This window comes from Virgibacillus xinjiangensis, from assembly GCF_042643145.1.
GTDB lineage: Bacteria > Bacillota > Bacilli > Bacillales > Amphibacillaceae > Virgibacillus_O > Virgibacillus_O xinjiangensis.
Genome location: NZ_JBHRSA010000056.1, coordinates 32,792 through 58,038, shown reverse-complemented (window position 1 = coordinate 58,038; position 25,247 = coordinate 32,792). Strand labels below are relative to the sequence as shown.

The following is a 25,247-nucleotide window of genomic DNA, read 5'->3' as shown; positions in this document are numbered from 1 at the left end:
TTGTAGAATTTTTATAAAAGCTGTAAAAACTTGTTTCTGTACATTTCAATGCGATGAAGCGCGAAATTCTTTTCTACCTTGAATAACTTCATAAGTACTGCCATATCAATAGTTGCCATTTGTTCCAGTAGAAAAGACGGGACACAAAAGTGAAGAGCAAATTGTTTTGCCTGTCCTTCCTGATAATGACGAAAAAGTGGAGGTATTCCCCATTGGCAGCCTTCATGTCCCAATATATGACCAAGCTCATGGCCAAAATCCTGCCATTGTTTCTGTGGACTTTGCTTCTCGTTTAGAAAGATATGGAAGTTGCCACCAAGATTGTTTGCTTCACTGGGTTCATCAAAATAATGGAGTCGTATATGGAAATACTCCGATACCATATCCATGAGACAGCGGGTATCCAATTCTTCCGGTTCAGTGATATCCATGGAAATATAAATGCTCTTCACAAGGTCTTCTACACATGGGGGCATCTCATAGTTGTTGTAAGACATTCCTCCTCACTCCTTTAAATCCATTACATAACAGAACTTATGTTCGGTTTCGAATTAAAATAATACCCTATCTTCTGGAAGATAGGATAGTTATAGGATATTGATTTTAAAATGCGTTTTGTTTTCTCTGATTTTTCTGTGGTCACTTTTCTTCGTTTTTAATGATTTCCCACATTTTACGAAGCTTCCGCAAATCCTCTTCATCGGACTTTGGCAATTCCTTATACCAACGCTTTAACTCTGGGTCGCTGATCGCCTCATAAAAGGCAGGCTCCTCTTTCACTGACATATCACCAGTAGAGGGGGAATATGTCGATACCCCCAATAAATAATCAGTGGATGTATCAAGGTGCTTGGCAAGTTCTTTCAAGGTTTTATTCGGCGGGTTACTATAACCACTTTCATAATTGCTTATAGTCGCCTTGGTCGTATGAAGTTTTGCAGCCAGCTCTTCCTGGGTTAACTTGAGTTCTTTTCTCCGCTGTTTCAGTCGTTCTCTTAACATATAGCCACACCTTCATTAATTTGTACAAGTACATTGTACTTGAAATAGGGATTTAATAAAAGAGAGATATATAAAAAAGTACAAAAAAATCATACTTTTCTATTGACGTACAAGTATATCATACCTATAATGCAGGTATAGTACAAGTTAATCATACCTGAGAGGAAATGGACGATGTGTAAGAAGAGGCTTCTTTTTGCAGAAGCATATGTCTTTTCTCTTTTTTAACTATTATGTACAAGAATATCATACTTTAATCAGGTGAGCATAATAAACTTGTACTTTCCTAATCTTTTAAATGAGGAAGGTGGATGGGATGCAAATCAGTATCGATGAACTGAAGGCAAAGTTGCTTGAAGAGAATTTGAAAGATTTGTTTGTTGAAGCTTATGAACAGGGGTTAAGGGACGGGCAGGAAAAGTACGGGTATCCGGACCTTTTAACCAAGAAAGATTTGGTGAAAATTTTCCAGGTCAAAGAACCGACGGTTAATAAAATTGTGGCTACACCTGGATTCCCTAAATCCAAGTTCGTAAAGGCCAGATATCCGCGAGACGAGGTATTCAAATGGATCAGAGAGAACAGCGTGTTGGCCGATGGGCTGGCACAAAACATGCCAAAGAAGGTATTTGGATAAGTTTCACGTGAAAAGGAGGTGGAAGATATGTCATTCTTTGCTGTTCAAGTGCGCACAGGATCTGAGATAGCGGTCAAGAAAATGCTGGGCGACCTGTTAAAACGGTCAGGTGATGATGCAGTCAAAGCGATTTACGCGTTGGAGACATTTACTCAGACGGGGACGGAAATGGATTTTAACGAATTAACCGATACAGATATATCCAATCATTTATTTGTACAGCGGATACAAGCAAGTCTGAGCAATTTACGTGTCGCATACGAAGAAATGAAAGTCTCTACGGGTGCTTCCGACATAATGGACGAGTACCGCAGACAGATCAAGCACTTGACGGCAAGACTGAAAAATCTGCGACCTTCCTCCAAGAAAATCGGAAGTGTTCTAAAAGGGTATATCCTTATCGAATTGGAGAACAACTTCCATTATCTGCCGAACCATTTGTGGCACTTGATCAAATCCATTCCCAAAGTATCCGGTTTTCCAAGCAAGATGAACATCCCTCAAGAGGAAGTCGATGCCTTTTTTGAAGAGGTTGAAATGTCACCGGAAGTGGAACTGCAATTCAATGAAATTCTCTCTTATGAGGAGCACCTGGAAGAACAAAACAGTTTGTTGGAACGGGTGAACCAGTCGCAGGATAGTGAAGAGAGAAAGTTATTGGATGAGTCGCTTGAGGACATGCATACGGATGTAGTGGAGGAAGTGGAAGATATGAAGCAAGCTCCTCTACCTATGATGAAGCGAGTTCGGGCTTTCATCAAAAACAAGCGGGAGATGGTTCGCCTGCCTGTTGCCTTGTTCCGCCAATTGTACAGGAAAGGAATAGGGACTGGTATGCCTTCAGCCACATGGAAAAGCCCCACTGATTTCCTCTACCGTTTAAGACGTTGGGTTGATTATGCCCAGGCGGTGTTGGAATGAAGGAAGAAACCGGTTCGATTACACGCATTCTGTACCAAAAGGATGATTTCCTGATTGCAGTCTTACGGACGGAGTCTGAAGAGATTAAAATCAAAGGCAATATCTACGGCGTGGAAAAAGGGGAAACGGTGACAGTAAGGGGCATATGGGAAAACCATCCGAAATACGGGGAGCAGCTTGCTGTGGAATCGTGGGAAAGGCCTATCCCGCAGACGGAAGAACAGATCCTGGCACTTCTCACCTCTTCACTGGTCAAGGGATGCGGAAAGAAGCAGGCAGAGGAGATTGTACAGAAATTCGGAGGAAAAGCGCTAGAGGTTATTTCCGATGAACGGGAATCTTGCCTTTTGGGGATCAGGGGAATAGGCAAGAAACGGGCGAAGAAGATTGTAGATAGTGTGATATCTACCTACGAAGTACAGAGAATCGTATCAGAACTGCTCGTGTATGGCATCACCGCGAACATGGCTTTGCGAGCCTACCGGGAGTATGGGGCGAACACTGTGGCCACCCTCAAAAGAAATCCCTACAAGCTCACAGAATTAGATCTGGTAGGGTTTCAAAAAGCAGACGAGATTGCTAGAAGGATAGGGATTATGCCGACATCAGGCTACCGTATCGAAGCATGCTTGCAATATGTTCTACAGAGAAGGTGTATGGACTCAGGGCATACGTATATCCCAAAAGAAGAATTGCTGGAAGAAACGGAAAAGGCTTTGAACCATCAGTCGGAACCGTCCCAGATGGTTTCCATGGACGAGTTGGAAGACAGCTTGATGTGCTTGGAAGAAAAACTCATCGTCAACGAAGACGAATGTATATACCCGAAATTCCTGTATCAGCAGGAAGAGAAATTGAGCCGGAAACTCTCCAAAATGAGAGGTTCACGGTATGGGCGAGGTATGCCCGAATGTGACAGGCAGATGGAAAAGTATCAAAGGAAGAATCAAATGATCCTCGCTGAAAAACAACGGGAAGCCATCAAGCAATTGTTTCGTGAGCAAATCCTCATCCTGACCGGAGGACCCGGTACGGGGAAGACAACGGTAGTAAAGGCCATGATTGATATCTATCAGAAAATGTATCCCAAAGATTCAATTAGTCTCGCGGCACCGACCGGCAGAGCGAGCAGGAAATTGTCCGAGATTACCGGACACGAAGCTTCCACCATTCATAGACTAATTGGCTACCGGCAGGGTGAACGTCCGGAGTATAACAAGGATAACAAGCTGCCATGCAAACTATTGGTGCTGGATGAAATGTCGATGGTGGACGTCAGTTTAGCCAGTTATCTTTTTCAGGCGCTTGACCCTGACACGAAAGTATTGATGGTAGGAGATATTGATCAATTGCCCTCTGTCAGCCCAGGGAACGTGCTGAGAGATATGATTCATGCAGGTATTCCAACTGTAAGACTAACAGAGGTCTTCCGTCAGGCACAGGAAAGCCAAATCATTAATAACGCTCATCGAATCAATCAGGGGAAGTCCATACTTTTCGATAAAGAAAAAGGTGACTTCTTTTTTCTTTTGCAGGAAGATCCCGGGAAGATAGCAGAATTAATGGTGAAAAGTGCCAAGCGATTCATGGAAATGGGCTATTCCCTATCAGACATTCTGTTGTTGAGCCCTATGAGGAAAGGACCTGCAGGGACGATAGCTTTGAATGAACAGCTGCGGGAAGCTCTTAATCCGCGTTCCCCCGAAAAGTTGGAGTGGAAGGTAGGGAAAAGGCTTTTTCGCAAGGGGGACAAAGTCGTCCAAATCCAAACGAATTATGACAAGCAAGTTTTCAATGGTGACATGGGAATCATTCAATCTTTTACCTTTGAGAGGGGTGATAATGGCGACCCGGTAGAACTGATGGAAGTGAACTTCGATGGGAATGTCGTCTCCTATGCCAAGAATGATGTCAAAGAACTGGAGTTGGGATACGCCATAACGATTCATAAATCACAGGGTGGAGAAGCGCCCATCGTTATCATGCCGGTGACCGCCAGCCATTACGTGATGTTGGCCCGCAATCTGATATACACAGGCATGACCAGAGCGAGGGAAAAGGTGGTGTTCATCGGCACCGACAAAGCAATGAATATAGCCATTCAAAACAACCAAATAGCTAAGAGAAATAGCAGTCTGGCCGAGCGGCTGGTTCGGTTAAAGGCAAAGCGAAAAGATAGAAAGGGAGGGGTAGCCCTTAGTCAGTGAAATTTGGACGGAAATGAGTGGAAGGATCAATGAACAGGAAGAACGATTTTCAACAAGCTGAACATCAAGCTAGACGAAGAGATGCACAAAATCATATAGATTTAACGACCATATCCCTGGAAGAGAACAAAGCGAATGAACAGGGGTATGGTCTTTTTAAGCTGAAGAAGAAAAACCATGCGCCATTTTGTCAGGCTATACAGGAAAATCTGGACACCGTGATCAAAAGCAAACTCCTGACAAACAGCGAGATCGGATTACTCCTTTCTCTCATGCCTTTGGTGCAGTTGCATTCCAACGCAATCATTGATCGGGAAAGCAATGAATTCATGAGCATCTCCAACATCGCCCGTTACTTGGATAGGGAAAGGACATCGACGAGCAAGCTGATATCCCGGCTGTTGCAGAAAGGGATGCTGTTCGAATTTGCCAATGTACAGGAGATCAAGGAATATAAGCGGAGTGTTACACAACGCCCTTTATTCATGAACCCTGAAATCATCTACTCGGGAGACCGCAACCGTATCAATGCTACGCTATCCAGACTGGTTATGGAATTTGATCGTTTGGAGAGGAAAAAGGTACACCTGCCATGGAAATTATGGCTGAAGAATGGCAGCGAGTTCGGAAGGCTGTATCGGAGAAAAACCTATCTGCAACTAAAGAAGCGATAGTGCCTGTGGTCTATAACCACACGGCAAATCGTTGATTTAGCAAGGATAAAAGAAACTCGCTGGGTAGGGTGTGCAATATAACCACACCTATTACAAAGGGAGACGTATGAGAAGGGGGTGTGGCAAAAAAACCACACCTGTGTGGCGAAAATGCCACACCCTAAAACTGCTATGAAAGTTGATGTAGCAGGATTTATCGCCATTTCAGGAATGGTGCCCTTTTCTCACTCTCTATATATACAACTGAGATTGGTGAGTGAAGCTCAAGCTTTAGGGGGGGGAGGATTGGTCGCGCAATATCATCATGTAGTCTTCTCTAAATACAGGGACAGGAGAATACGAAAGGGGATAAATGGGCTGGTTCAATAACCTCAACCCAATATTAGTCTTCTTGTGCAATAAGCAATATTTAATCATAGAGAGGATGTGAAAGCATGAGTGAAAAGAATAGGTTGATAGATATGAATGAGTTAGAAAGGTTTTTGTGGTATCTGCAGAGTAAATCCGACAGTGCCTTTGAAAGGGAGACAGAAAAGGCTGTGAAACGTTTTTTGACTGAGATAAGGAGGGATGGAGGATGAAGACTTCTTGTTCGATCTGCAAGCGTCAGAGAGAGGATGTAGAGGAGAAGAACGACCGGTTCATCTGCCCGGAGTGTATAGGATGGGTCGAAGAGATAGAGCTGAGAATCACGGAACAATTAAGAGAGAACGAGTTAGTATAAATGGAATGGAGTACCCACTGTTTATCCGGAATGGTAGCCGGACATCTAATTACAGGTGGAGACTGGCGAGGAGCAATCATTGGAGGGATAGCTGCAGTCATCCCAGACTTGGATGAGCCCAAATCAAAAGTTGGCAGGCTCTTCTGGCCCGTTGCTTATCCGATCAATAAAGTGTTTGGTCATCGGACGATTACCCATTCCTTGCTGTTTGCAGTTCTGACGGGAATGATACTATACCCTTTTACGCAGACATGGGTATGGCTGGGAACCAGTACTGGGATATTGGCTCATATTCTAGGTGATATGCTAACCGGAAGGGTGAAGTTTTTTTACCCAGCCCCAAAATTCATTGGAATAAGCACTAATCGGATGATGTTTATCATCATTGATCGGATAACAGCGATTCTAGCATTATGGTATATCGCTCACACAACAATATCGACTCTCATCTGAAAACACGGCACGGCAGCCAACATCCGACTGTTTATTTAATTTAGTTGATAATTCCAATGTATGGAGTGTCATTGGAATTGAAAGCAAAAGGAGGACATAGATATGGAACAAGTTGCAGTCGACTTGGGTTATGGATATGTAAAGGCAATATCTTCATCAGGAAGGAGAATCGTATTTCCATCTCTGGTCGGGAAAGGTTTTAACCGGAGCATTACAAGCGTGCTGGGTGAAACTCCCGATGATATCCAAAATATACACCTGGAATATCAGGAGGAGGCATACTTTGTAGGAGAACTGGCCAAAGAATCACGCTCAGCCTCCCGTATATTCGAACGGGAACGATTCAGTCACATCTACACGCAGATATTACTGAACGCGGCGATCCAAATGGTGACCGAAGACGACATGGTGCAAGTATCGACAGGATTGCCTTTGGACTTCTATCAGTCACAGGCGAAAGAATTTCGGCAGTCCATTTTGGGAATACAGCCGGTTACGAGATGGAAGTCCGGACCATTGGCTGGAAGAGAAAAGAGGATCAACATCAATCAGGCGATGATTTTCCCACAGGGAGCGTCAGCAATTTTTTCTGCACTCATGAATCATGAAGGTAAATATGTCTATCCACAACTGATGGAAGAAGGAAATATGATAGCACTGATTGATATCGGTTTCCGGACCACTGATTATGTTGTAGTGGAGATGCAGAAGAACGGTTCATTCGTTCCCAAGGCAAAGCTATCTGGAACCGTCGATGAAGGTGTGATCAACCTTCATCGGGATATCCGCCAGGTATTCAAGACCACAACGGGCGGAGCTGACTTGAGTGAATCGAACATCAGCAGAGTACTGAAGAATGAGTTTCTCCCTTATAAAGGGAAGCGCATTGAATTCTCGGAAGCCATTCAAAACAGCAAGCAGTCCATCGCAGCAAATATAGCGGATCGGTTGAAGGGTGTCTGGGCGGAAGAGAGCGACCTGTTCGATGCCGTTTTTCTTGCTGGAGGAGGAGGGGAACTGTTTGAAGCGTTCATCCAGCCCCATTTCGACCACCGCTTGGAAAAAGTGTTGGAAAATCAATTTGCGAATGCTATCGGGTACCTGCGGTTGGGAAAAGCTCTGTCCCAGCAGCAACCTGCCAAAAAGATGGGATAAGCCATGGCAACGAATTGGAAGAAACGGTATAGCTTCCGCCTGACAGATAAAGATGTAGCGATTCATGAATTTCTCGAAGGGCTGCCCGATAACAAAAGAAGCGAAGCCATACGGTTTTTGCTGCGTACAGCGGTGAAATACCTCCATGTAGAACAGAACCAACAAGGAGACTTTCAACAGGTGATGCAGGAACTGAGAAAGATACAAGAGCAAATGGATAGTGACCGAGAAATCATAAGGCAATTGACGGTGGGAAGTACCCAGATGCCAGAAGCAGCAACAGATAGGGAGGAAGAAGATATGAGCAATCGGGCTATTACTGATACAGCGAATGCTTTTCTTTCTTCTTTTGGGATGAATGGGAATGGATGAAAGGGGCGAGTGTCACTTGGGAATCCCGATAAAGGTACGGCTGAATCGTTTCTGGATCAACAGATTGATTAAGAAAGTGAATCGAATGGAAACCTTGGATATCCATCAGACCTATCGGCTTATGTTGCTAAGGACGGACCTCCTTCAAAAAGGGAACCCGTATATCGAAAACTGCCGTAAGAGCCTGAACAAATGGTGGGAAAAGAGAAGAATAGGCCAAATAAGCCCTTATCGATATGCTTGGAAGAGATCGAGCTATTGGAAGTTAGCTCCTTTTATTCTTCTAATATGCTTTCTTGTAGGGATTACTCTGTCCGTGAAGGGAATGGGGGTGCTACCCTCCTTTGGGTTGATAAATCTTATTGCAAATCTGGCGGCTGCCTTTTCTTGGACCGTCATTTTTATGATTGTGTTGGGAATCTATAATATATGGCGAATAAATTATAATAGAAAGCAGATGGAAAAAGAAAGGATAACGAAACAACAGGAATTAATCCAGCATATGAGAAAGGCAATGGAAACTATCAATAAGAAATTGAATGATTCCATCGTTCCAAGGGAATTGCTGACGCTTCCAGTATTAAAGCAAATGATGGCGATGATGGAATGGGAGGATATCAAGGGAAAGAAGACACAAATGGAAATTATAAGCTGGTATCGGCGCAAAGAAGGAAAGAAGAAGGCACGCCAAGCTAAAAAAGAAATCGGTAATTAAATAGTTTGCATGGTTAATGCTCTGTCTGATTGAGACAGGGTATTTTTATGCCCTTGAAAGGGGGGATGTGGAATACAAGACAGGTTACAGATTCAACTCAGACAAGTAGTAAAAGGAAGGGGGAGAGCAGATTGATTCGTTTTTTTCTTGCACTGATACTGGGGATTTTTCTATTTCTCATTGTCGGAAGCCTGGTATTGGAAGAATTTCCCTCATTGCAACCATTGTGGGAGGAATTCAAAGCGCATATTGTGCAGTTATATAATATGTCGCTCGTCCGCTATGGCGCAGTGACCACTTTCGTGATTATCATCGCCATTTTCATCGTCTTTGGCTCCAACAAGCGGATATAAAGGGATGAGGGCAGAAAGGAGATGAGCAATGAACCAGATTCAAAAGAAGAAAAAGAAGCTCCATAAGGAATCGGATAGCATAAGCCTATGGGAAAGGCTGAAAAAATTCCTAGCAGCAAAACCGAAGAAAGAAAAACCAATACGTCCAAAAACCTTTCGAATGAGAAAGCTTGGAGCCGTTACTTTCTGGCTCCTTTTTTCGTTCATGTTTTTGGTCGTGCTGGTCACCATCACGTCAGATACGAATTCCGCACAGTCCAATCAGGGACAAGCACAAGTTGAGCTGAACCCTGCAACAAAACCAGAAGCGATTCAGTTTGCAAAAGGCTTTGCCAGAGACTATTTCACATGGAAGTCAGATGACGAAGGCTGGGAGGATCGCCAAGAGCGACTCTCCCGGTACTTGGCAGACGGGTTGGATGGACAAGCAGGACTCGTCACCGAAGGACTTGAGTGGAACTCGAGTGTCCAAGGGGTTCATCTCCGCCAAGTGGATGAGGTCACTGACCGGAAAGCACATATTATCTTTCACGTCAGCATGCAAATGAAAAAGGAGAAAGAGACAGAGGCCATCAGTAAATATTTTGCAGTCCCGGTCGTCTACAACGGAAGTTCATACGGAGTGTACGAGCTGCCATTCATCACCCATGTCGTAGAAGAAACGGATGTAAAAATTGAAGAGAATCGATACCAAACGACACTGACTTCCGTCAAAGACAACACCGAGGTGGAAAACATCGAGAGTTTTCTGGACACCTTCTTCTCCAGTTATGTGGAGGATTCGGAGGACCAGCTGAGCTATATTCTGACGGATGAGGAATATCAGAACGGACTACACGGGGCATTGGATTTTGTGGAAGTGAACAATGCAGAAGTGTATGAGGGAAAGCGGGACAATCAGTTTATTGTCATTACGGAAGCTACCTTCAAGGAGCCGGAATTGAATACTGCATTCCGAGCGGTCTATAAACTCGTCGTGGAAAAGAAGGACGGTCATTACGTCGTCTCTAAACTGAACGCAGAGAAGCAGATAGAAGCGATCAGCAATGAGTAGATTGCTAATTAAATTAGAAAGGAGATGATGCGCAATGTCATTGGAATCATTATTCAACTGGTTCACAGGCGAATTACAATATGTATTGTTTTTCGTCATCCTGGTATTGCTGCTTGTCGCTGTCGCCAAACGGGCATGGATCTTTGCGGTAGGTGTCCTGATTGCAGGTGCTTTCATCGGCATCTTTGTATTGAATCCTTCCTCAATCTTAGCCCTGTCCGAATGGTTCAGCGATAAATTGAATATCGGGGGTGGATAAGAGATGCTGTACCAATGGAGGGGCATGACACTTGCTCCTCTTTCACTGGTACAAAGATAGGAGGAGAGAGAAGAATGAGAGAGGGAGAAGAGAAACGTATTCCACTGTACGTTATCAATAACTTTCTGAAGTTTGAGCGGAAAATCTACCAAATCTTCGGAGTGAAACTCGGAAGGCCGGTACCGTTAAAAGGGTTATTGTACTTTCTCGTATTCGCGGCAATCGAAGGAATTTGGTATGTCACGCCAGTGCTTGGCAGATTGATTCAATGGCTGCCGCCGGGAATCCTGTTTGTTCTGCCCATCACTTTTGCCTGGCTGTTAACTGATGTGGGGACGGAGAACCGTTCCCCGGTTGCTTTCTTCCGGTCGTTGATTTCCTATCATCTGCGTCAATCAAGCTCTGTCACTTACGTGCGAGGGAGGGCGATCCCAAAAGAAAGGAACCATGTGTTTCACGGTAACTACACTTATGGAGTTAGGAAGAGGTTATGGAGGAAGAAAAGATACCGATACAGTGGGTTCGTTACCTACAAGTAAATAAGGTTGGGAGGAGATAGAAATGCGAACCAGTATTCTCGAATTCCCGATGAAGCATATCGAAGACAATCTAGTATTTGCCCGGGATGAAACGGTCTGGGCGTACTATCGGATTGAAGGGTTCGGCTATGACTTTCTGGATTTCGATGATAAAATAAAACCATTCCAGAGGCAATTGGGGTTTTTAGCCAACAACGGCCATGACCTGCATTTCCTCATCGATCCGACACCCATGAATGTCAGCGGTATCATGAACCAGACCAAGCAGGAATTGGAACGGTTGGATTACCCGTTAAAAGAAAATGGAATCCATTTGATGCAGCAAGTGGAGGATGAACTCAATCAGCAACGGTCAAGAAACGAGTCGGGAGAGTATGTCCATTACTTGGGTATCCAATTGGACCCAGCCAAAAACAGCATTCAGTCCCTGAATATGGGGAACTCAGCGATCTATCAGCTGAAGAACTTTTTAGAGGGGTTGCGTTCCCCCGTATATCATGCAGTAGGATTGGATCCATACGATATCCCGAAGGAAGTCATCCGAGCCTATCAGGAACAGGCAGAGAGCTTGATTGTGAACATGGTTAACGGATTTTCTTCGCTGGTGAAACCTGCGACTACATCAGAAATCATTTATTTGGCGGAAAAGACCTATTCGGTCTCTCCGACTCATGAGGATGTCACGTACCGAAAAGGTTTTGCATCCGGTTATATGGTAGAGGGAATTGATTCCAACGAGAAGAAGCATGAAGCTGTACGGCCGAGTGAAAAAGCATTTGTCGATTTGCAAAATGCCAATATTGAAGAAGTTGGTCCCAAGACCCTATTATCCAGTAAAATCATTGATAATGAAGTGAAAGACCTATATTCCCAGTATGTGATATGCAGTAACATGGATGATATGAGCATGCATCCTGGCTTCGAGTGGTTGTACCATATCCAAGCCCGCATGCCTTTCCCGGTCAGTGTATCGATACGGGCAAACTATCAATCTAACAAGTTCATACGAAAGAAATTAAGCAATGCCAGATTGGAATTCAAGGACCAGCGGCAGGAAGCTGCCAAAGGAGAGGAAGCTGTTGATCTGAGCGTTACCGAATCGGAACAGGGCGCCATCCAGATGGAGAACTACTTCAAACAGACAGGGCAGCCGGGTTACAGTTGTTCTTTCGTGTTCAAGGTGAGTGCCCAAGATAAGCAGAACTTAAATACGCGGGTGGAGCAATTGACCAATGAACTTTCCCGGTTCGGCATTTCTGTACTTCCTCCATATGGGGAGCAATTGAATCTCATGATGGAAACAATCCCTGGCTCTAAATCCTTCAATAAAGATTACCAAATGCATGTTTCACCGAGCATTCTGGCAGGGATGATGTTCGGGGCGTCTACGAATATTGGCGACAACCGTGGTTTCTATATTGGTTATACCAAGCAGTTTCATAAGCCGGTTTTCATCAAGCCGGACCTTGCAGCAAAAGCTTACGAGAATCTGAATAACGTCTTCGATTCCATCTCCGTACTAGTTGCCGGGATGACGGGGAAAGGAAAATCCTTTTTCATGAATCTATTCGTCTATCTGGCTACACTGACGGGCTCACAAGGATTGATCATTGACCCGAAAGGTGACCGGAAGGATTGGAAGAATGGGCTGCCCTACATCCCAAAAGAATACATTTCTGTCTGGGAAATGGGCACCGATGAAAGGGATGCCGGCTCTCTGGATCCGTTCCGTACGAGTACAAACATCGAAGAGGGCAAAGACATCTGCATGGATATCCTGTCACACCTGGTCAACGTGAATATCGACGATGATGCGTATACGTTGCTCAGTGAAGCGATCGAAGCAGTGGCAAAACAAGACGACCCTTGTATCGGGGCAGTTATCACGTATCTGCAGAACATTTATGAAGAGCAGCATGAGCATATGACATCGGTGCGGCATACGTCGGTGGAGAGGCTGAAGAGCACTTTGGAAACCCTGCGTCGCAACCAGCTGGCCAAATTGCTGTTTGGAGAAGTTGGGCAGGAATACAAAGTATTGAAGACGGGGGTGCCAATCCAGGTCCTCATGGTTCAAAACTTGAATCTGCCCAGCGGTTCGGCAAAGAAGTTACGACCGCAGCACAAAATCTCTGAAGCGATTATGATATCGTTAACTGCATTCACCAAACAATATATGTTCAACCAGGACCGGATGAAGCACAAGTTCATTTTGCAGGATGAAGCAAGTGTGATTGAGCGGAGTGCAGTTGGTGCGGAATTGATGGATTTCATTATACGGATGGGCCGTTACTACAACACCACGCTGATCAAAGGGTCCCAGAATGCTTCTGACCACGGAAAAGAAGTTGCGAACATGGGGATGAAGTTCAGCTTTGGCTTGAGGAAAACAGAAGAAGCCAAAGAAATGCTGAATTACTTCAACTTACCCCAGACACAGGAAAATATCGATATTCTGAAGAATCTGGAGCGTGGAGATGCCCTGTTTCAGGATATATTCGGCCGAACGGCAGTCATCCACGTCGATGCGATATTTAGAGATTTAATAGAAGCTTTTGACTCTTCCACTGCAACGGAGGAAGAACGAAAAAGGGAGTTGATGCAGACTTCCTAAATTAACAGAGGGGTGAACACATGAACAAGAAATTGATAGGGCTGGCATTGTTGATTGTTAGCTTGTTGACGATTGTTGGATGCTCATCAAACAGTGATGCTAGTTCGGACGAATCTGCTGAAACGGAAAAGGAGAAGGTATTTGAGGAAACCGATGAAATAGCACGAGAGTTCTACCAAGCTGGGTTTGAGCTGAATATCCCTAAGGCACATTCCATGTTGTCACCAGCTGGCCAAGAAAAACTTGAAAACGAGCCATATGTCACAGGTATTGTGAAAGAAGATGGCAGTGATTTGCATGCCAGTGACTTAGTGGACCCTGAAGAGTATGGAAAATATAAGAAATCCGGAGCGGAAGGGTTTAAAGACTTTGATAAATTGAACGATGAGTATGAGATACGAAGATATGACTATGTTTATGATGAAGACTCTAAAGAGATTATATACTATGTCAAACCTTGGAGAGGCTATGAGTTTAAAGATGGAGATTCAAACTTTATTAGTATGAAACAAAACGAAGAAGGCGAGTGGAAGATTAAACAATTTATAGACAGTATACCTGAAGATGTAAATGGTAAAGATTCAGGAACAATTATTCATCCATATAAGAAAGCTGAAGACTCTGAGGAAGATGAGTATGGTTTTGAGTAGAACCTAAACATGAAAGGAGGACTCAGCTTAAGGATAATCCCTTCTATGAAGGGGTTATTTTTTATGCTCATATATGAAAAAAACAATTTTGAGTCAAAGAAATAGGGTTATTACGCTAGTAATTTTGCTAAGTATCGGTATGGGAATTATACAACCAATACATGCAGAGGATAGTGTGGGAGTCGAGGAAGAGACACATGAAGACCAGTTAGGAGATTTCAAGGAAGGCGGTAAATCATACTATTATTTAGATGCGGTTCCGGAAGATATAAATGAAGATGAAAACTTCATGGATAATATCCGGGGCAATCTTTGGTTTCTTAATACTGATGAAATAACACAGAAAATGAGTGAAATGTTTAATTATCTAGCCAATATCGCATTTGATATGAACATCCTTATGACTAACTTCATGCTCTCCTCCCTAGATTTTGCGTATGAATTTAACTTCATCAATACAATCATTGAGAAACTAGACGATATCATGGGAGGCATAACAGGGATAAGTGGGGATGGACATATCACCAGCTCCGGTATCTTCGGAAATCTAGCTATCTTTGCAGCCGTGTTTGCGGTTATTTATGCTGCGTTTCTCATGGTATGGAAAAGATCGATGGTTGCATCAATTGGAACGATTATTCAGACGACACTTGCTTTAACGGTTGCTATTCTGCTATTTACAAACTACTCCCCATTTTTAACTGGGCTGAACCAAATCACTACACAGGCAAGCTCTCTAGTCTTAGCAGGTAACTCCAAGGACGTGGATGATGGAGCCCAACCTTCTACAACCTCTCGTCTAGATGAAGAGAGCCTAAAAGATGGAATGAAGGATAACATTTGGGGATTGTTTATAGATCGCCCCTATTTATATATGATGTATGGGGAAACCGACTTGAACAGTTTAGCTGATAGCAAGAGCGAAGCTGTTAATAGAGTGAATAACATTTTGAAGGAGCAGCCAAATTCAGAAGAACGTTATGAAGCGATAATTAGTGAGCTAAATGCTTATCAAAATGAACATTTACTCTACGATAATATCCGTTCTCGGCTATCTTTTACGGTTATGTACTTGGGAATTAATGGGGTTGTGTCCATTCCGATTTATTTGCTATCCATCGCTTTGCTGGTCTTTCAGTTCTGGTTTATGCTGATTGCCATTTTCGCCCCTTTCGCTTTGCTGTTTGGGGCTATTCCAGGACAATTTAATGTGGTTAAACGGTATTTCATTGAATTGGGATTGCCATTGGTTCTTAAAGTCGTCGTATCATTTACGGCTCTCGTCGTTTTTGCCATATCCGATCTATTATACGAAGCTGATTTTATAGTTGCAGATAACAACGGCCCGGTGGAAGCATATACTGCCGCGGCTCTCATCCACTTTGTATTGTTAATCCTTATTTTCCTTCTACGGAATAGGATTAGAAACATATTCTCAGCTGGATCTCAAGGTGTTCAGGAACTTAGAGAAGGAATGGGCAGTTTGACAAACCCGTTGAAAAAGGGTGTACAGGGAACCAGCACGGCGGCAGGAGCAGCAGTTGGGGCAGTAGCAACCGGTGGAGCAGGAGCTATTGCAGGAGCGAATGTAGGTGGAGCAATAGGAAGGGCAGCAACCGGAGAGGGGAATGTCGGTGACATTGCCAAAAGCGGAATGCATGCTCACCGTTCACATCAAATGGCCTCCTTACGAAAGTTGCCGTCTGATAATGCAACGAAAAATCAGCAGGACAACAATCATATGTCAGGTAAAGGAGTTCATCATATCACTTCCTTTGGTGAACGTGGCCAGTCCCAGCTTATTAAGGACAAGCAACGTGAACAAGGTGTAAGCCTTAAGAATATAAAGGAGTCCGATTCCTCCAGTCAGCAGGCTGAACCAATGGAGAGAGAGGTAAATCAAGAAGACAGAGGATTAGAGGGACAATATCCTCGCCTCCGCCCTATGAACGGAATGGATTCGCAGAATGAAAGTGAACACCCGAGTATACGAACACAGCCTTTGCCTAAATCTAGTGACTGGGTAGAAGATTCACCGGATATGTATGCTGACAAGACGAATTATATTCCGAGCACACCGTCTGTTGATCCAGCCAAAAGTGAAGTACTCCATGATGATTCTTATAAAGTGAGTGAGTGGATGGATGAGAACCCTGATTTATATAGTGAAAATGTAACTTCACCAATCACGGGGTCAGCGGAAATGGAAGGCAGCATCCAAAAAGGGAATGTAACGGAGAGGGAGATGGAAAGTAATTCAGTTCCAGCTATGGAGGGACAAGGACATATCAAATCTACCGGTCCCGTATTAGAAAATGAGATTCCTGAAGGAACATCCATTCAGCCAAAGGAAACTGAGCCATCTATGAAAGAGCCACCAGAGGCAGATACAACAAATTTTAATAGCTACCGGGAGCAAGTAAAGGAAAGAGATACGGCTTCAGCCAATATGATATCTTTAGAAAAATCGATGCCACCACAAGAAAAGGAAGATGACTACCCGACGTTGGATTAGGAAAGAGGTGACCGAGTAATGAGTGACAGAACAAAAAACATTATCGTGTACAGCGTGATGGCGGTTGCCATTGCGCTTTTTATTTATGCTGTTTTCGTTGGTAACCAGCAGAAACAACTGGAGGAACAGACTAGTCCCTCTTCCGGCAAGGAACAGAGCGAGAAAGTTCGAAGCTATGAAGCTGTGGGAGAGCCTGCAACAGACGATCAGCCAAAGGAAAGTGATGTAATCACGGAGGAACACGATGAGGAGGTACAAATCGACATACCTGAAATGGAAAAGCTCACTCCTCCGGAAGGGCAATATGCCGATCACTTTTCTAAAGACGCAATTGAGGCATCTCGTCAAGCAGCTAGAAACTTCGCAGAAAAGTATTATCCCTTTAACGGGATGGAGCCACAGGAACATATCGAAAATGCCAGACCATATATGACCGATGAGATGTACCAGAAATTGAAAAGGGAGAATCCGAGGCCGACAGCTGCGGTGTCCTATAAAGAAATAGAGTCCATGGATGTTTATGAACCCTATGAACCAAACAAGGAGCAGTTAATCTGGAAAGTACGTATACAAGGAAGCGTTTTTGACAGTAAGGGAAATAAAACAGCAGAAGAAAGCATGGATTATACACTCCAAATGAAAGAGGAAGAAGGGACATTCAAAGTACAAAACTACATGTTGAATGTTCCTTATTAAAATGAGTGGATAGCCATGGGGAAGATAATCAAATGGATACTAGGCTCATTCATCGGTTTAGGATTCCTGGGTGGTCTCGCCATCTTGTTTGGTCTGGGGATTATCCTATTATTTGTTATTGGTTTTGAGTTTGGGGAGAAGGAAGAATATCTATATCATCATGCCCCATCACAAATAGCGGAAGAAGAGATACCCGAACAGTTCATTCCTATCTATAAAGATGCTGGAGAGGAATACGGGATACCCTGGCTTCTATTGGCAGCGGTTCATCGAGTCGAAACGGTGTTCTCTTCCATAGATATGATTTCTCCGGTAAAAGCTGAAGGACATTTACAATTCATGCCATGCAGCTGGCTGGGCTGGGAATATCCGGATTGCGAAGGTCTGGGAGGTGTCGAGATACCTGAAGAGATTAAGACAGATCCAGACAAAATTGAGGAGTACGGGGGATTCGGGGTCGATGCAAATGGTAATGGAAAGGCGAGTCCGTGGGAAGAAGAGGACGCGATATTCGCTGCCGCCAACCATTTGTCTCCCTATATCAATGGGAATGAAGGCTTGCGAGAAGCGTTATTGGCTTATAACCATGCCACTTGGTATGCAGATGATGTGTTGTATTACTACCAGTTGTATAACGATGGGTACGACCCGAAAGAGGGAGGCAACGTGGAAATCCATGGAGACATGGCATGGATGGTGCCTCACACGAAAAACCTCACTTCAGAATATGGTTACAGAACAATAAGGGGGAACCGGGACTTTCATGCTGGTATTGACGTGGCCGGAGGAAATGACCTTGGACAGCCGATTGTCGCATTCATGGATGGGAAAGTGGTAGTTTCCCAAAACGGTATCGGTGGATTCGGAAACCTGGTTGTTATTCAGCATGGAGACAAAATGCGGACATACTACGCGCACTTGATGGAACCGGGACTACCGGTCGGTACAGAGGTGAAGGCTGGGCAAGTCATAGGGAAAATGGGGACTACCGGTAATTCGACTGGAGTCCATCTGCATTTCGAAGTCCATATTAAAGAAGATGGCGATTTTCAGCAAGTTGATCCCATGCCTTATGTGCAGAAGTTCTTGGGAGGTTAATCAATATGTATGACGTTAAAAAGGGGGTGGATGTATCGCTGTAAAGGCATGCATGAATTAAACCGTCCGACGCCGGAGGGAACAGACGTCGGACATATATTTAGGGGGAGAATCCTAGTATAACAAAGATGTGCTATGTCTGTGTCGGACGTTCATTATATTGTAAACTTATTTTTCTAGTAACGTCTGACTAATGGAAAGTAGTTTTTAGGTATATCAATGTATCTTTAGCTAAAATCACGTCGGACATGGGAGAGGAAGATGAAATAATGAGAACACACTACCTGGAATTACTGAAATGTGTGGAACTGTTCAAGGAAGAGACTATGCGGCGACTATATGAACTTGAACCGGAAGAGAGGAATACCTCTGCACCGGGCAACCCCTTGGCAAAAGCTACACCTCTTATGGTGAATGGTTACCCGGTCTACCAGTTTTCCTATGATGGGATGCTCCCATTGTATAAAGAGGGTGATAGGGAGTATCTGGCCTTGATCCGTAACTATTATCACCGTATTACCTTAGAGGAATATGATTACTCCAAAGTTGAAACACCGTTGAACCGCGCAGTTTTAGTTATTCAGCATCACTTCAAGGATGGTATCATTCGGGATTTGGATAACAGGAATCGGAAGTATATTATCGATGCGATCCGGCAGACGAGGCTGGTGGAGGATGATAATTGGAAGGAGCTATCTATTGTTGAAGAAGGATTACCAGATAAGCAGAACCATATACAAGTCTACCTCCTGGAGAAGGAGAACAAGGTGGACTTCCTGAACTATCTTGAACAGCATAGCCACCATCTGAAAAAGATACCAGAGGTCGGTAGGAGGAGACTGATAGAAGGCTGGCAACAAGCGCCAGAAGAACCGGAGACGAGCCACTACCTGGAGACAAAGCATTTGCAAGAATTATGGGGGAAGTAAGCTAATGTTTTACATGGAGGATGACACATTTTCCTATGTATAATATTAGCTTTTTTTAAATGGCTCAATATTTTATATGAATTTAAATTGATATTGTACATGCAGTGTTGCTTGAACACAGTTAATTTACAGGCATATATGGAACTCGGGTACGAACTGGGAGGGTAAGGGGATTTTTGGATAGTTTTGTTGAGACAGTACGGAGGTCACGAAGAAATGGCGAAACAAAACAGCCACCGCACGAACGGAGAAAGGAGGTGAAAACATTGCCGAAAACCACTCAAAAGCCGGTAGTGAAAGAGCTCCAGCCATTGGACGTGGAGATACTCAAAAACCTATACAACTACCGCGCGTTGAGCACCGGGCAGGTGAGCGAATTCCACGGGATGAGCATGCCCTACACCTATCGCAAGCTGAACATCCTCCGCAATACGGGCTACATCCGGTCGGAGCCGATACGCGGTTATATCAGGGGACAAAGCAGACAGGGCAACTACCACCGCATCAGCGAGGCCGGTATCGCCTGCTTGCGAAAGCAGGGCTATCCGGCGGAGCGTCGAGCGGACGATCTCCGGGTCAGACGGTTCCACCTGCCTTTCGTGCTTACCACCAACAATATCCTGATCAAGCTGGAACAAGCCGGGTGGACGGTCCAGGACAGCCGGGACGTGAAGAAGCAGTACCGATTGAACCGTTCCACCAATGTGCAGGGGAGAGTGACAACCCCGGACGGCATGGCCTTTGTCATTTACACATTCCTGCACAGCACCTCGGCCAAAAATTTGCAGAAAATCATCCGGGAGATGGAACAGCACCGATTTTTCGATACCTATGCCTTCTTCACGAAGGGTCAGGAAAGCTTCAGCCAGGTGGTGGATCGCTTGATGGACAGCAGGGTCATCACGGAGTGTAAAAGCCTGAAGGTGTTCCCGCAAACATTCGGGATCAATTATCTTCTGGCATTCCGGGCAAATGAAGAACAGGTAATAAGAGAATTGGCATACCGTGGGATACTCCACGTACCAGCCAGTGAAACAGACAATACAGCAAGAGGTCATCCAGACGGGCTCAGCCAAATAGTCCGTTATCAAGGTGAGGAAATGTACTTTCTCAATCTGCTGGACACCGACCTCATCAAAATCAAACACATCCTGCAATACCGGAAAGACAGGTACGAGCGTAACGGTCGCAAGGTACTGGTGCTCACACATCCGGGACTCCGCCCGAAACACGAATCACTTCTGCAGCATGTCCATCATGTGCATTTTCTGGAAGTAGGTGGAGAGATATTGGAGCCGGTATTGAGGAACAAATAATGATAGGAGGAAAAACATGATAGCTGAAAATCAGCATGCTTATCCTACGTATGAAATATTGAGGGAGTTGAAAAGCATTACCCGGCATACCCATTCGGAACGGTCGTTGAACAAGGAACTGCAAACCTTTCAGCCGGAGATACAAAAACGGATATTGCAGGCAATGAAAGTATTGCTCGCCGATGAGCTGGCTTATGTGATTTCCATCGAGAATATGAGACGGTATAGGGAAAACTACTAGCAAATATTTGATTAATAATGCAGGAAAGAGTCCGGTATATGAAGAAACATAAGACTAAGCCGCACAGTTATTGCAATTCACTACAATATATACAGCAAGGGGGAGAAGCAAAATGATCTATCTACATGTAACCGTTGCTTTCCTGCTAACGTCTATCATGTTGAAAACCATACAAATAAGATATGAAACTAGTGCAGACATTAATCTCTGGATATTCGGCTCTATACTGACGATTGGTCTGATACTCGGCAGCGTTGGTATCGGCTTTGACTTCGGGTACAGTATATATTTCTTGGCATACGGCAATCTCTTATCTTTTGCTTCCTTATGCAGTATGATAACTTCGTATCTATTGGAAAAGGGGAGGCAGAAGGTGGATAGGATCAGGAGTTAGCGATAAGGAAATAAAATCATTCCAATGCAGTACCGTTCTTTATGACGGTGCTATTTTTATGGCTCAAACTGAAAGTAAAGGCGAATGTGATAATCATCGACACAGTGATTGTCATATCGGCTACCTAAATTCGCGGTAATATGACTTCTTTTGTCGAAACTGTTGCCCTGATGATGGAAAGTTGTCATAATCAATTTCGTTGGGTCTTCAAACGAAAGGCCTATTAAAGATGAAGAAGAGGAGAAATGAATCATGGAGCAAGTGATCGAACCCGTGGACATGGACCTATCTGCACTCATAAAGCGAAAAAAACAGGAAATGATTCAATTCGGCTTGATGTTAGGACTGACAGACCCGATGACCGTCAGATGCAGCCAACAATTGGACAACCTTTTAAATCAATTGCAACAAGGAAAACGATACTAGAAAACCATATATACAAAAAACAGAATAAGGTAAATGGCAAGGGCACCGTGTGAGCGGTGCTTATTTTTATGCTCAATTTATATAATGAGGTGATACAAATTGCTAATGACCATAACCCTGATCGGCTTCACTCTTGCGTTGACGGGATGCTTTTTCCTATTCCAGGGGGCAGTCATCCCCAGTCCGCTGTTTCCTTTGGGTGCAGCCGGAACACTTTTGGCATTCTATTTAATGCATAAATGGAGCGGGAAAATAACCATTTCGCCCGTGGTGAAACGCCTAGTCGGTCTTACCGTCACGCTGTTTATCGTCATGTTCCTCAGTGCCATGGCATATGAGGTTTGGCAATGGGAACAGATGGTGACAAGGGAATTCATGATGAAGATGACCCTCCTCCTGTTCGGGACGCTGGGAATCTACTTGAATGTTATGTTCATGCGAGCGGAGTCCGCCTATCGCAAAAAGAGGGGCAACCAGCGGATTACGGAACAGCCGCAGGAAGGATACACGGAATACAAAAAAGACCTGAAACAGTCGAAGAGTAAAAACAGCGAGGAGATCGTGACCGTGCTGGGAAACTCTCTGGAACATAGCGACACTCCGATCGTGTGGAAAGGAAAAGACATGTTCACCCATATGCTCGTGGTCGGAGCTACCCGGTCCGGGAAAACAGCATCAGTTTTGGAGCCGATGATCTATCAACTCCTCATGCAGAAGAAACAGGGGAAGAAGCTCGGTTTGTCGGTGGTGGAACCCAAAGGGGAGTTCGCCGAGAAGGTGAAGGAATTCTGTGATGAAATGGACATTCCTTATATTTACATCGACCCCACCAGCCCGGATACCCATAAGTTCAATCCGATGGAGGGCAATGTGGAAGATGTGGTGGAAGGCACCGTCATTGTCCTGCGCGGCTTGTTCGGGAAACAGGACGCCTTCTTCGCCAATGTACAGGAACTGGCAGCCCGGAATGTTACCAGGCTGTTGAAGGAACTGAAGGGCGATGAAGTGGACCTGATGGAAGTGTTGGAGACGTTGAGAGACTTGAAACTCTTGGAGCAGCGGACCAATGAGCTGCGGATGCGGGATGGGGAAACCGACCTCGTCCATTCCATTGAAAATGAATTGCTCGGAAGCATGGCGGAGAAATACAAACAGTTCGTCATCGGCCTGCGCGCCCAGCTGGAGAATATCACGAGCAATGAGCTGTTGAAGAACATCATGTGCGGAAAAAGCGACCTGGAGGTGGATGAACACTTTGCCAACGACGGGGTGCTTATCGTGAATACGGCTCTCGGAACCCTCAAGAAAGCCGGGGATGCGTTTGGACAGTTCCTTATAATGCATTTGCAGAACGGTACCTTCCGTCGTCCGGGAACCGAAGACACCAGAACGCCGCACTTCATGTTCATCGATGAGTACAAACGCTACATCAACCCGCAGGTGGAGATTTTCCTGTCGCTCGCTGCCAGTTACAAAGTGTCCGGCATTCTGGCTTCACAATCCCTCGGACAGCTGGAGGTGGAAGCGGGGGATATCAGCCCGCGTGCCATGAAGCAGGCCATCATGACCAATTGCCGGAACAAGTTATGCTTCAACGGCATCGGCTTCCGGGATGCACAGGAATTTGCCGATGAATTCGGGAAGGACAAGATCGTCATGCGGCAATCGACGTACAAACACCGGATCTTCCTGCCGAACCTTTTCCCGGATTCCTATAGGGATACAGAGTCGGAGGAGTACCGTTTCGACCCGACCGACATCATGGATAACCTGCCGAAATACAGCTTCATTCACAAAATCATGTATGAAGCGGCCATGCAAAAACCTTCCCTTGCGAGAGGGAACTTGGTGCCAGCCGATTGGAAGGAAAAGAGGGAGTGGGAAGGCAACCGCCTCAGGGTCAGGCTGCATAACGGGTTGAAAAAAGCCGGGGCTGGGACAATGGCTCGATTAAAACGGATTTCAAACGTAAGCAGGACCCTGCAACAGTCACATACGGTTCAGCCTGCAAATCACACATCAATGGAGCGAACTGTTGGACACTGGGGTGACCGGCAGGCGATGGAAGAAACAAAACACGTATCAATGCACGAAGAACCACCGTCCACACCTGTTCAGCACGAACCGCCTACGGTTGCAGATCAAGATGAAATACAGAATAAATCGGTTGATGAAAAACCTGAGCCAGAACCATCCAATCCAGTGGATGCACCTATAGATTATCTGCAGGGACAAATAGAGAATGACGAGTCAGCCACAGAAGCCTCAAAGCAAGAGGAAGAAAGCACACAAGAAATGGAACACAAGAACCAATTAGAAACGGCAAAACCCAAAGCATCCAGCGACGGCTTCTGGGATTAGAAAGTCCTTCTCTAGAGAGAGGGGCTTTTTCTATATAAAAGTATCTAAAAGGAATTCAAAATCACTTTAAAAGGAGAGATTTGTAATGGCAGAAGAATTGGATGAAAAGGTAATGATCGAGGGGTTTGACCCAGCCAAGATGGTGGACCAGGAGCAGGACCACACGATGGAGAACTGGATGAAAATCTATGGAGCCTACCAGAACAACAAAATCCTTTATGCCCCGATCTCCGGCATCGAAAAAGTAGGACCGGACGGGGAAGAGAAGACCGCCTGTGCAGTCGTCCGTGTCGGTTCGATTCGCGGATTGATTCCGCTGGAATTCACGGGGGCGCAGAACCTCCGGCAGCTGCGTTCCATGACGGGACAAGATATCGCCTTCATGGTGCTCAATTACGACCAGGAGAATGAACTGTTCACCGGGTCCCGGACCAAGGCGCTGGAAAAGATGGCTGACATCACCCTCCGGAAAATAGAGGAAGGCGATGTCATCCCGGCAGTCGTCCGCCACGTGGGCGATGACTATATGCTCGGGGATATCGGCGGCATTCAGGTGTTCCTCCCGATAGCGGAGATTCGCTACGGTTGGATTGACGATCTGCATGAGGAATTCAAGGAAGGCGATGCCTTGAAAGTGAAAGTCTTGTCCATCGACGAGGACAAGAAGGAAGTACAGGTCAGCGCGAAGGCCCTGCAACAGAATCCATGGCCAGATTGCGTGAAACGGTACCAGAAGAACGGGGAATACGTTGGAAAGGTATCAGGAGTCCGGGAATATGGCGTGTTCGTCCGGTTGGAACCGGGAGTCGATTCCCTCTCCAGTCACTTGAAATTCCAGAACGTCCAAAAAGACGACCGGGTACTGGTGCGCGTGGATAACATCAATACGGAGAAAGAACAGATCCGCACGCGCATTACCCGGGTATTATAAGGAGGCATCCC

The 25,247-nt window shown here is 45.0% G+C and carries 28 protein-coding genes; 26 read left to right on the top strand and 2 right to left on the bottom strand.

Going from position 1 to position 25,247, the window contains the following annotated elements:
• Positions 1–11 precede the first annotated feature (11 nt).
• Complete coding sequence (locus ACFOGI_RS15375) at positions 12–497, bottom strand: ImmA/IrrE family metallo-endopeptidase (RefSeq protein WP_390274460.1); 486 nt, start codon at positions 495–497, stop codon at positions 12–14.
• 142 nt (positions 498–639) lie between these two features.
• Positions 640–1,002 carry a helix-turn-helix domain-containing protein gene (locus ACFOGI_RS15370; protein ID WP_390274457.1) on the bottom strand — a complete coding sequence of 121 codons (363 nt, stop codon included), beginning with the start codon at positions 1,000–1,002 and terminating at the stop codon, positions 640–642.
• 316 nt (positions 1,003–1,318) lie between these two features.
• On the opposite strand from ACFOGI_RS15370, the gene ACFOGI_RS15365 reads away from it, so the two are divergent.
• From ACFOGI_RS15365 to ACFOGI_RS15240, 26 genes are all read left to right on the top strand, one after another.
• A complete protein-coding gene (locus ACFOGI_RS15365; RefSeq protein ID WP_390274455.1) occupies positions 1,319–1,639 on the top strand; it encodes a hypothetical protein in 321 nt (106 codons plus the stop codon).
• Between the two features lie 27 nt (positions 1,640–1,666).
• Positions 1,667–2,560 carry a transcription termination/antitermination NusG family protein gene (locus ACFOGI_RS15360; protein WP_390274453.1) on the top strand — a complete coding sequence of 298 codons (894 nt, stop codon included), beginning with the start codon at positions 1,667–1,669 and terminating at the stop codon, positions 2,558–2,560.
• Positions 2,557–4,767 carry an SF1B family DNA helicase RecD2 gene (gene recD2 / locus ACFOGI_RS15355; protein ID WP_390274450.1) on the top strand — a complete coding sequence of 737 codons (2,211 nt, stop codon included), beginning with the start codon at positions 2,557–2,559 and terminating at the stop codon, positions 4,765–4,767. The genes ACFOGI_RS15360 and recD2 overlap by 4 nt, the downstream gene beginning before the upstream one ends.
• A 29-nt stretch (positions 4,768–4,796) precedes the next feature.
• Positions 4,797–5,441: a hypothetical protein gene (locus tag ACFOGI_RS15350; protein ID WP_390274448.1), complete on the top strand. Its 645-nt coding sequence runs from the start codon at positions 4,797–4,799 to the stop codon at positions 5,439–5,441.
• Positions 5,442–5,875: 434 nt separating this feature from the next.
• Entirely contained in the window at positions 5,876–6,022 is a 147-nt protein-coding gene (locus tag ACFOGI_RS15345) for a hypothetical protein (protein WP_390274446.1), read from the top strand.
• A complete protein-coding gene (locus ACFOGI_RS15340) occupies positions 6,019–6,165 on the top strand; it encodes a hypothetical protein (protein ID WP_390274443.1) in 147 nt (48 codons plus the stop codon). The genes ACFOGI_RS15345 and ACFOGI_RS15340 overlap by 4 nt, the downstream gene beginning before the upstream one ends.
• Positions 6,166–6,618, top strand: a complete 453-nt coding sequence (locus ACFOGI_RS15335) for a metal-dependent hydrolase (protein WP_390274439.1) — start codon at positions 6,166–6,168, stop codon at positions 6,616–6,618.
• A gap of 102 nt (positions 6,619–6,720) precedes the next feature.
• Complete coding sequence (locus ACFOGI_RS15330; protein ID WP_390274436.1) at positions 6,721–7,773, top strand: ParM/StbA family protein; 1,053 nt, start codon at positions 6,721–6,723, stop codon at positions 7,771–7,773.
• 3 nt (positions 7,774–7,776) lie between these two features.
• Positions 7,777–8,145 carry a hypothetical protein gene (locus tag ACFOGI_RS15325; RefSeq protein ID WP_390274433.1) on the top strand — a complete coding sequence of 123 codons (369 nt, stop codon included), beginning with the start codon at positions 7,777–7,779 and terminating at the stop codon, positions 8,143–8,145.
• The gene (locus ACFOGI_RS15320; RefSeq protein WP_390274431.1) at positions 8,138–8,860 is read left to right on the top strand and encodes a hypothetical protein; all 723 of its coding nucleotides are present in this window, start codon (positions 8,138–8,140) and stop codon (positions 8,858–8,860) included. Before ACFOGI_RS15325 ends, ACFOGI_RS15320 begins: the two co-directional genes overlap by 8 nt.
• A gap of 131 nt (positions 8,861–8,991) precedes the next feature.
• Positions 8,992–9,213, top strand: coding sequence for a hypothetical protein (locus ACFOGI_RS15315; protein ID WP_390274428.1), 222 nt, complete (start codon positions 8,992–8,994; stop codon positions 9,211–9,213).
• 28 nt (positions 9,214–9,241) lie between these two features.
• Positions 9,242–10,267 carry a conjugal transfer protein gene (locus tag ACFOGI_RS15310; RefSeq protein ID WP_390274426.1) on the top strand — a complete coding sequence of 342 codons (1,026 nt, stop codon included), beginning with the start codon at positions 9,242–9,244 and terminating at the stop codon, positions 10,265–10,267.
• A gap of 34 nt (positions 10,268–10,301) precedes the next feature.
• On the top strand, positions 10,302–10,526 hold the full coding sequence (locus ACFOGI_RS15305; RefSeq protein ID WP_390274425.1) for a TcpD family membrane protein: 225 nt from the start codon (positions 10,302–10,304) through the stop codon (positions 10,524–10,526).
• A gap of 74 nt (positions 10,527–10,600) precedes the next feature.
• The gene (locus ACFOGI_RS15300; RefSeq protein WP_390274423.1) at positions 10,601–11,065 is read left to right on the top strand and encodes a TcpE family conjugal transfer membrane protein; all 465 of its coding nucleotides are present in this window, start codon (positions 10,601–10,603) and stop codon (positions 11,063–11,065) included.
• A 22-nt stretch (positions 11,066–11,087) separates the two neighbouring features.
• On the top strand, positions 11,088–13,679 hold the full coding sequence (locus ACFOGI_RS15295; protein ID WP_390274420.1) for an ATP-binding protein: 2,592 nt from the start codon (positions 11,088–11,090) through the stop codon (positions 13,677–13,679).
• A 20-nt stretch (positions 13,680–13,699) separates the two neighbouring features.
• On the top strand, positions 13,700–14,329 hold the full coding sequence (locus ACFOGI_RS15290) for a hypothetical protein (RefSeq protein ID WP_390274417.1): 630 nt from the start codon (positions 13,700–13,702) through the stop codon (positions 14,327–14,329).
• 73 nt (positions 14,330–14,402) lie between these two features.
• On the top strand, positions 14,403–16,844 hold the full coding sequence (locus tag ACFOGI_RS15285) for a CD3337/EF1877 family mobilome membrane protein (protein ID WP_390274415.1): 2,442 nt from the start codon (positions 14,403–14,405) through the stop codon (positions 16,842–16,844).
• A gap of 18 nt (positions 16,845–16,862) precedes the next feature.
• Complete coding sequence (locus ACFOGI_RS15280; protein ID WP_390274412.1) at positions 16,863–17,540, top strand: hypothetical protein; 678 nt, start codon at positions 16,863–16,865, stop codon at positions 17,538–17,540.
• A gap of 15 nt (positions 17,541–17,555) precedes the next feature.
• Positions 17,556–18,638 carry a peptidoglycan DD-metalloendopeptidase family protein gene (locus ACFOGI_RS15275; protein ID WP_390274409.1) on the top strand — a complete coding sequence of 361 codons (1,083 nt, stop codon included), beginning with the start codon at positions 17,556–17,558 and terminating at the stop codon, positions 18,636–18,638.
• A gap of 269 nt (positions 18,639–18,907) precedes the next feature.
• Positions 18,908–19,567 (top strand): hypothetical protein, encoded by a 660-nt coding sequence (locus ACFOGI_RS15270; RefSeq protein ID WP_390274406.1) that lies wholly within the window; start codon positions 18,908–18,910, stop codon positions 19,565–19,567.
• Positions 19,568–19,833: 266 nt separating this feature from the next.
• Positions 19,834–20,883, top strand: a complete 1,050-nt coding sequence (locus tag ACFOGI_RS15265; RefSeq protein WP_390274403.1) for a replication-relaxation family protein — start codon at positions 19,834–19,836, stop codon at positions 20,881–20,883.
• Positions 20,884–20,899: 16 nt separating this feature from the next.
• The gene (locus ACFOGI_RS15260; RefSeq protein WP_390274401.1) at positions 20,900–21,124 is read left to right on the top strand and encodes a hypothetical protein; all 225 of its coding nucleotides are present in this window, start codon (positions 20,900–20,902) and stop codon (positions 21,122–21,124) included.
• 112 nt (positions 21,125–21,236) lie between these two features.
• The gene (locus ACFOGI_RS15255; protein ID WP_390274400.1) at positions 21,237–21,518 is read left to right on the top strand and encodes a hypothetical protein; all 282 of its coding nucleotides are present in this window, start codon (positions 21,237–21,239) and stop codon (positions 21,516–21,518) included.
• Between the two features lie 252 nt (positions 21,519–21,770).
• Entirely contained in the window at positions 21,771–21,944 is a 174-nt protein-coding gene (locus ACFOGI_RS15250; RefSeq protein ID WP_390274397.1) for a Spo0E family sporulation regulatory protein-aspartic acid phosphatase, read from the top strand.
• 105 nt (positions 21,945–22,049) lie between these two features.
• The gene (locus ACFOGI_RS15245; protein WP_390274504.1) at positions 22,050–24,305 is read left to right on the top strand and encodes a type IV secretory system conjugative DNA transfer family protein; all 2,256 of its coding nucleotides are present in this window, start codon (positions 22,050–22,052) and stop codon (positions 24,303–24,305) included.
• A gap of 85 nt (positions 24,306–24,390) precedes the next feature.
• Positions 24,391–25,236: a S1 RNA-binding domain-containing protein gene (locus ACFOGI_RS15240; RefSeq protein ID WP_390274394.1), complete on the top strand. Its 846-nt coding sequence runs from the start codon at positions 24,391–24,393 to the stop codon at positions 25,234–25,236.
• The last annotated feature ends 11 nt before the right edge of the window (positions 25,237–25,247 follow it).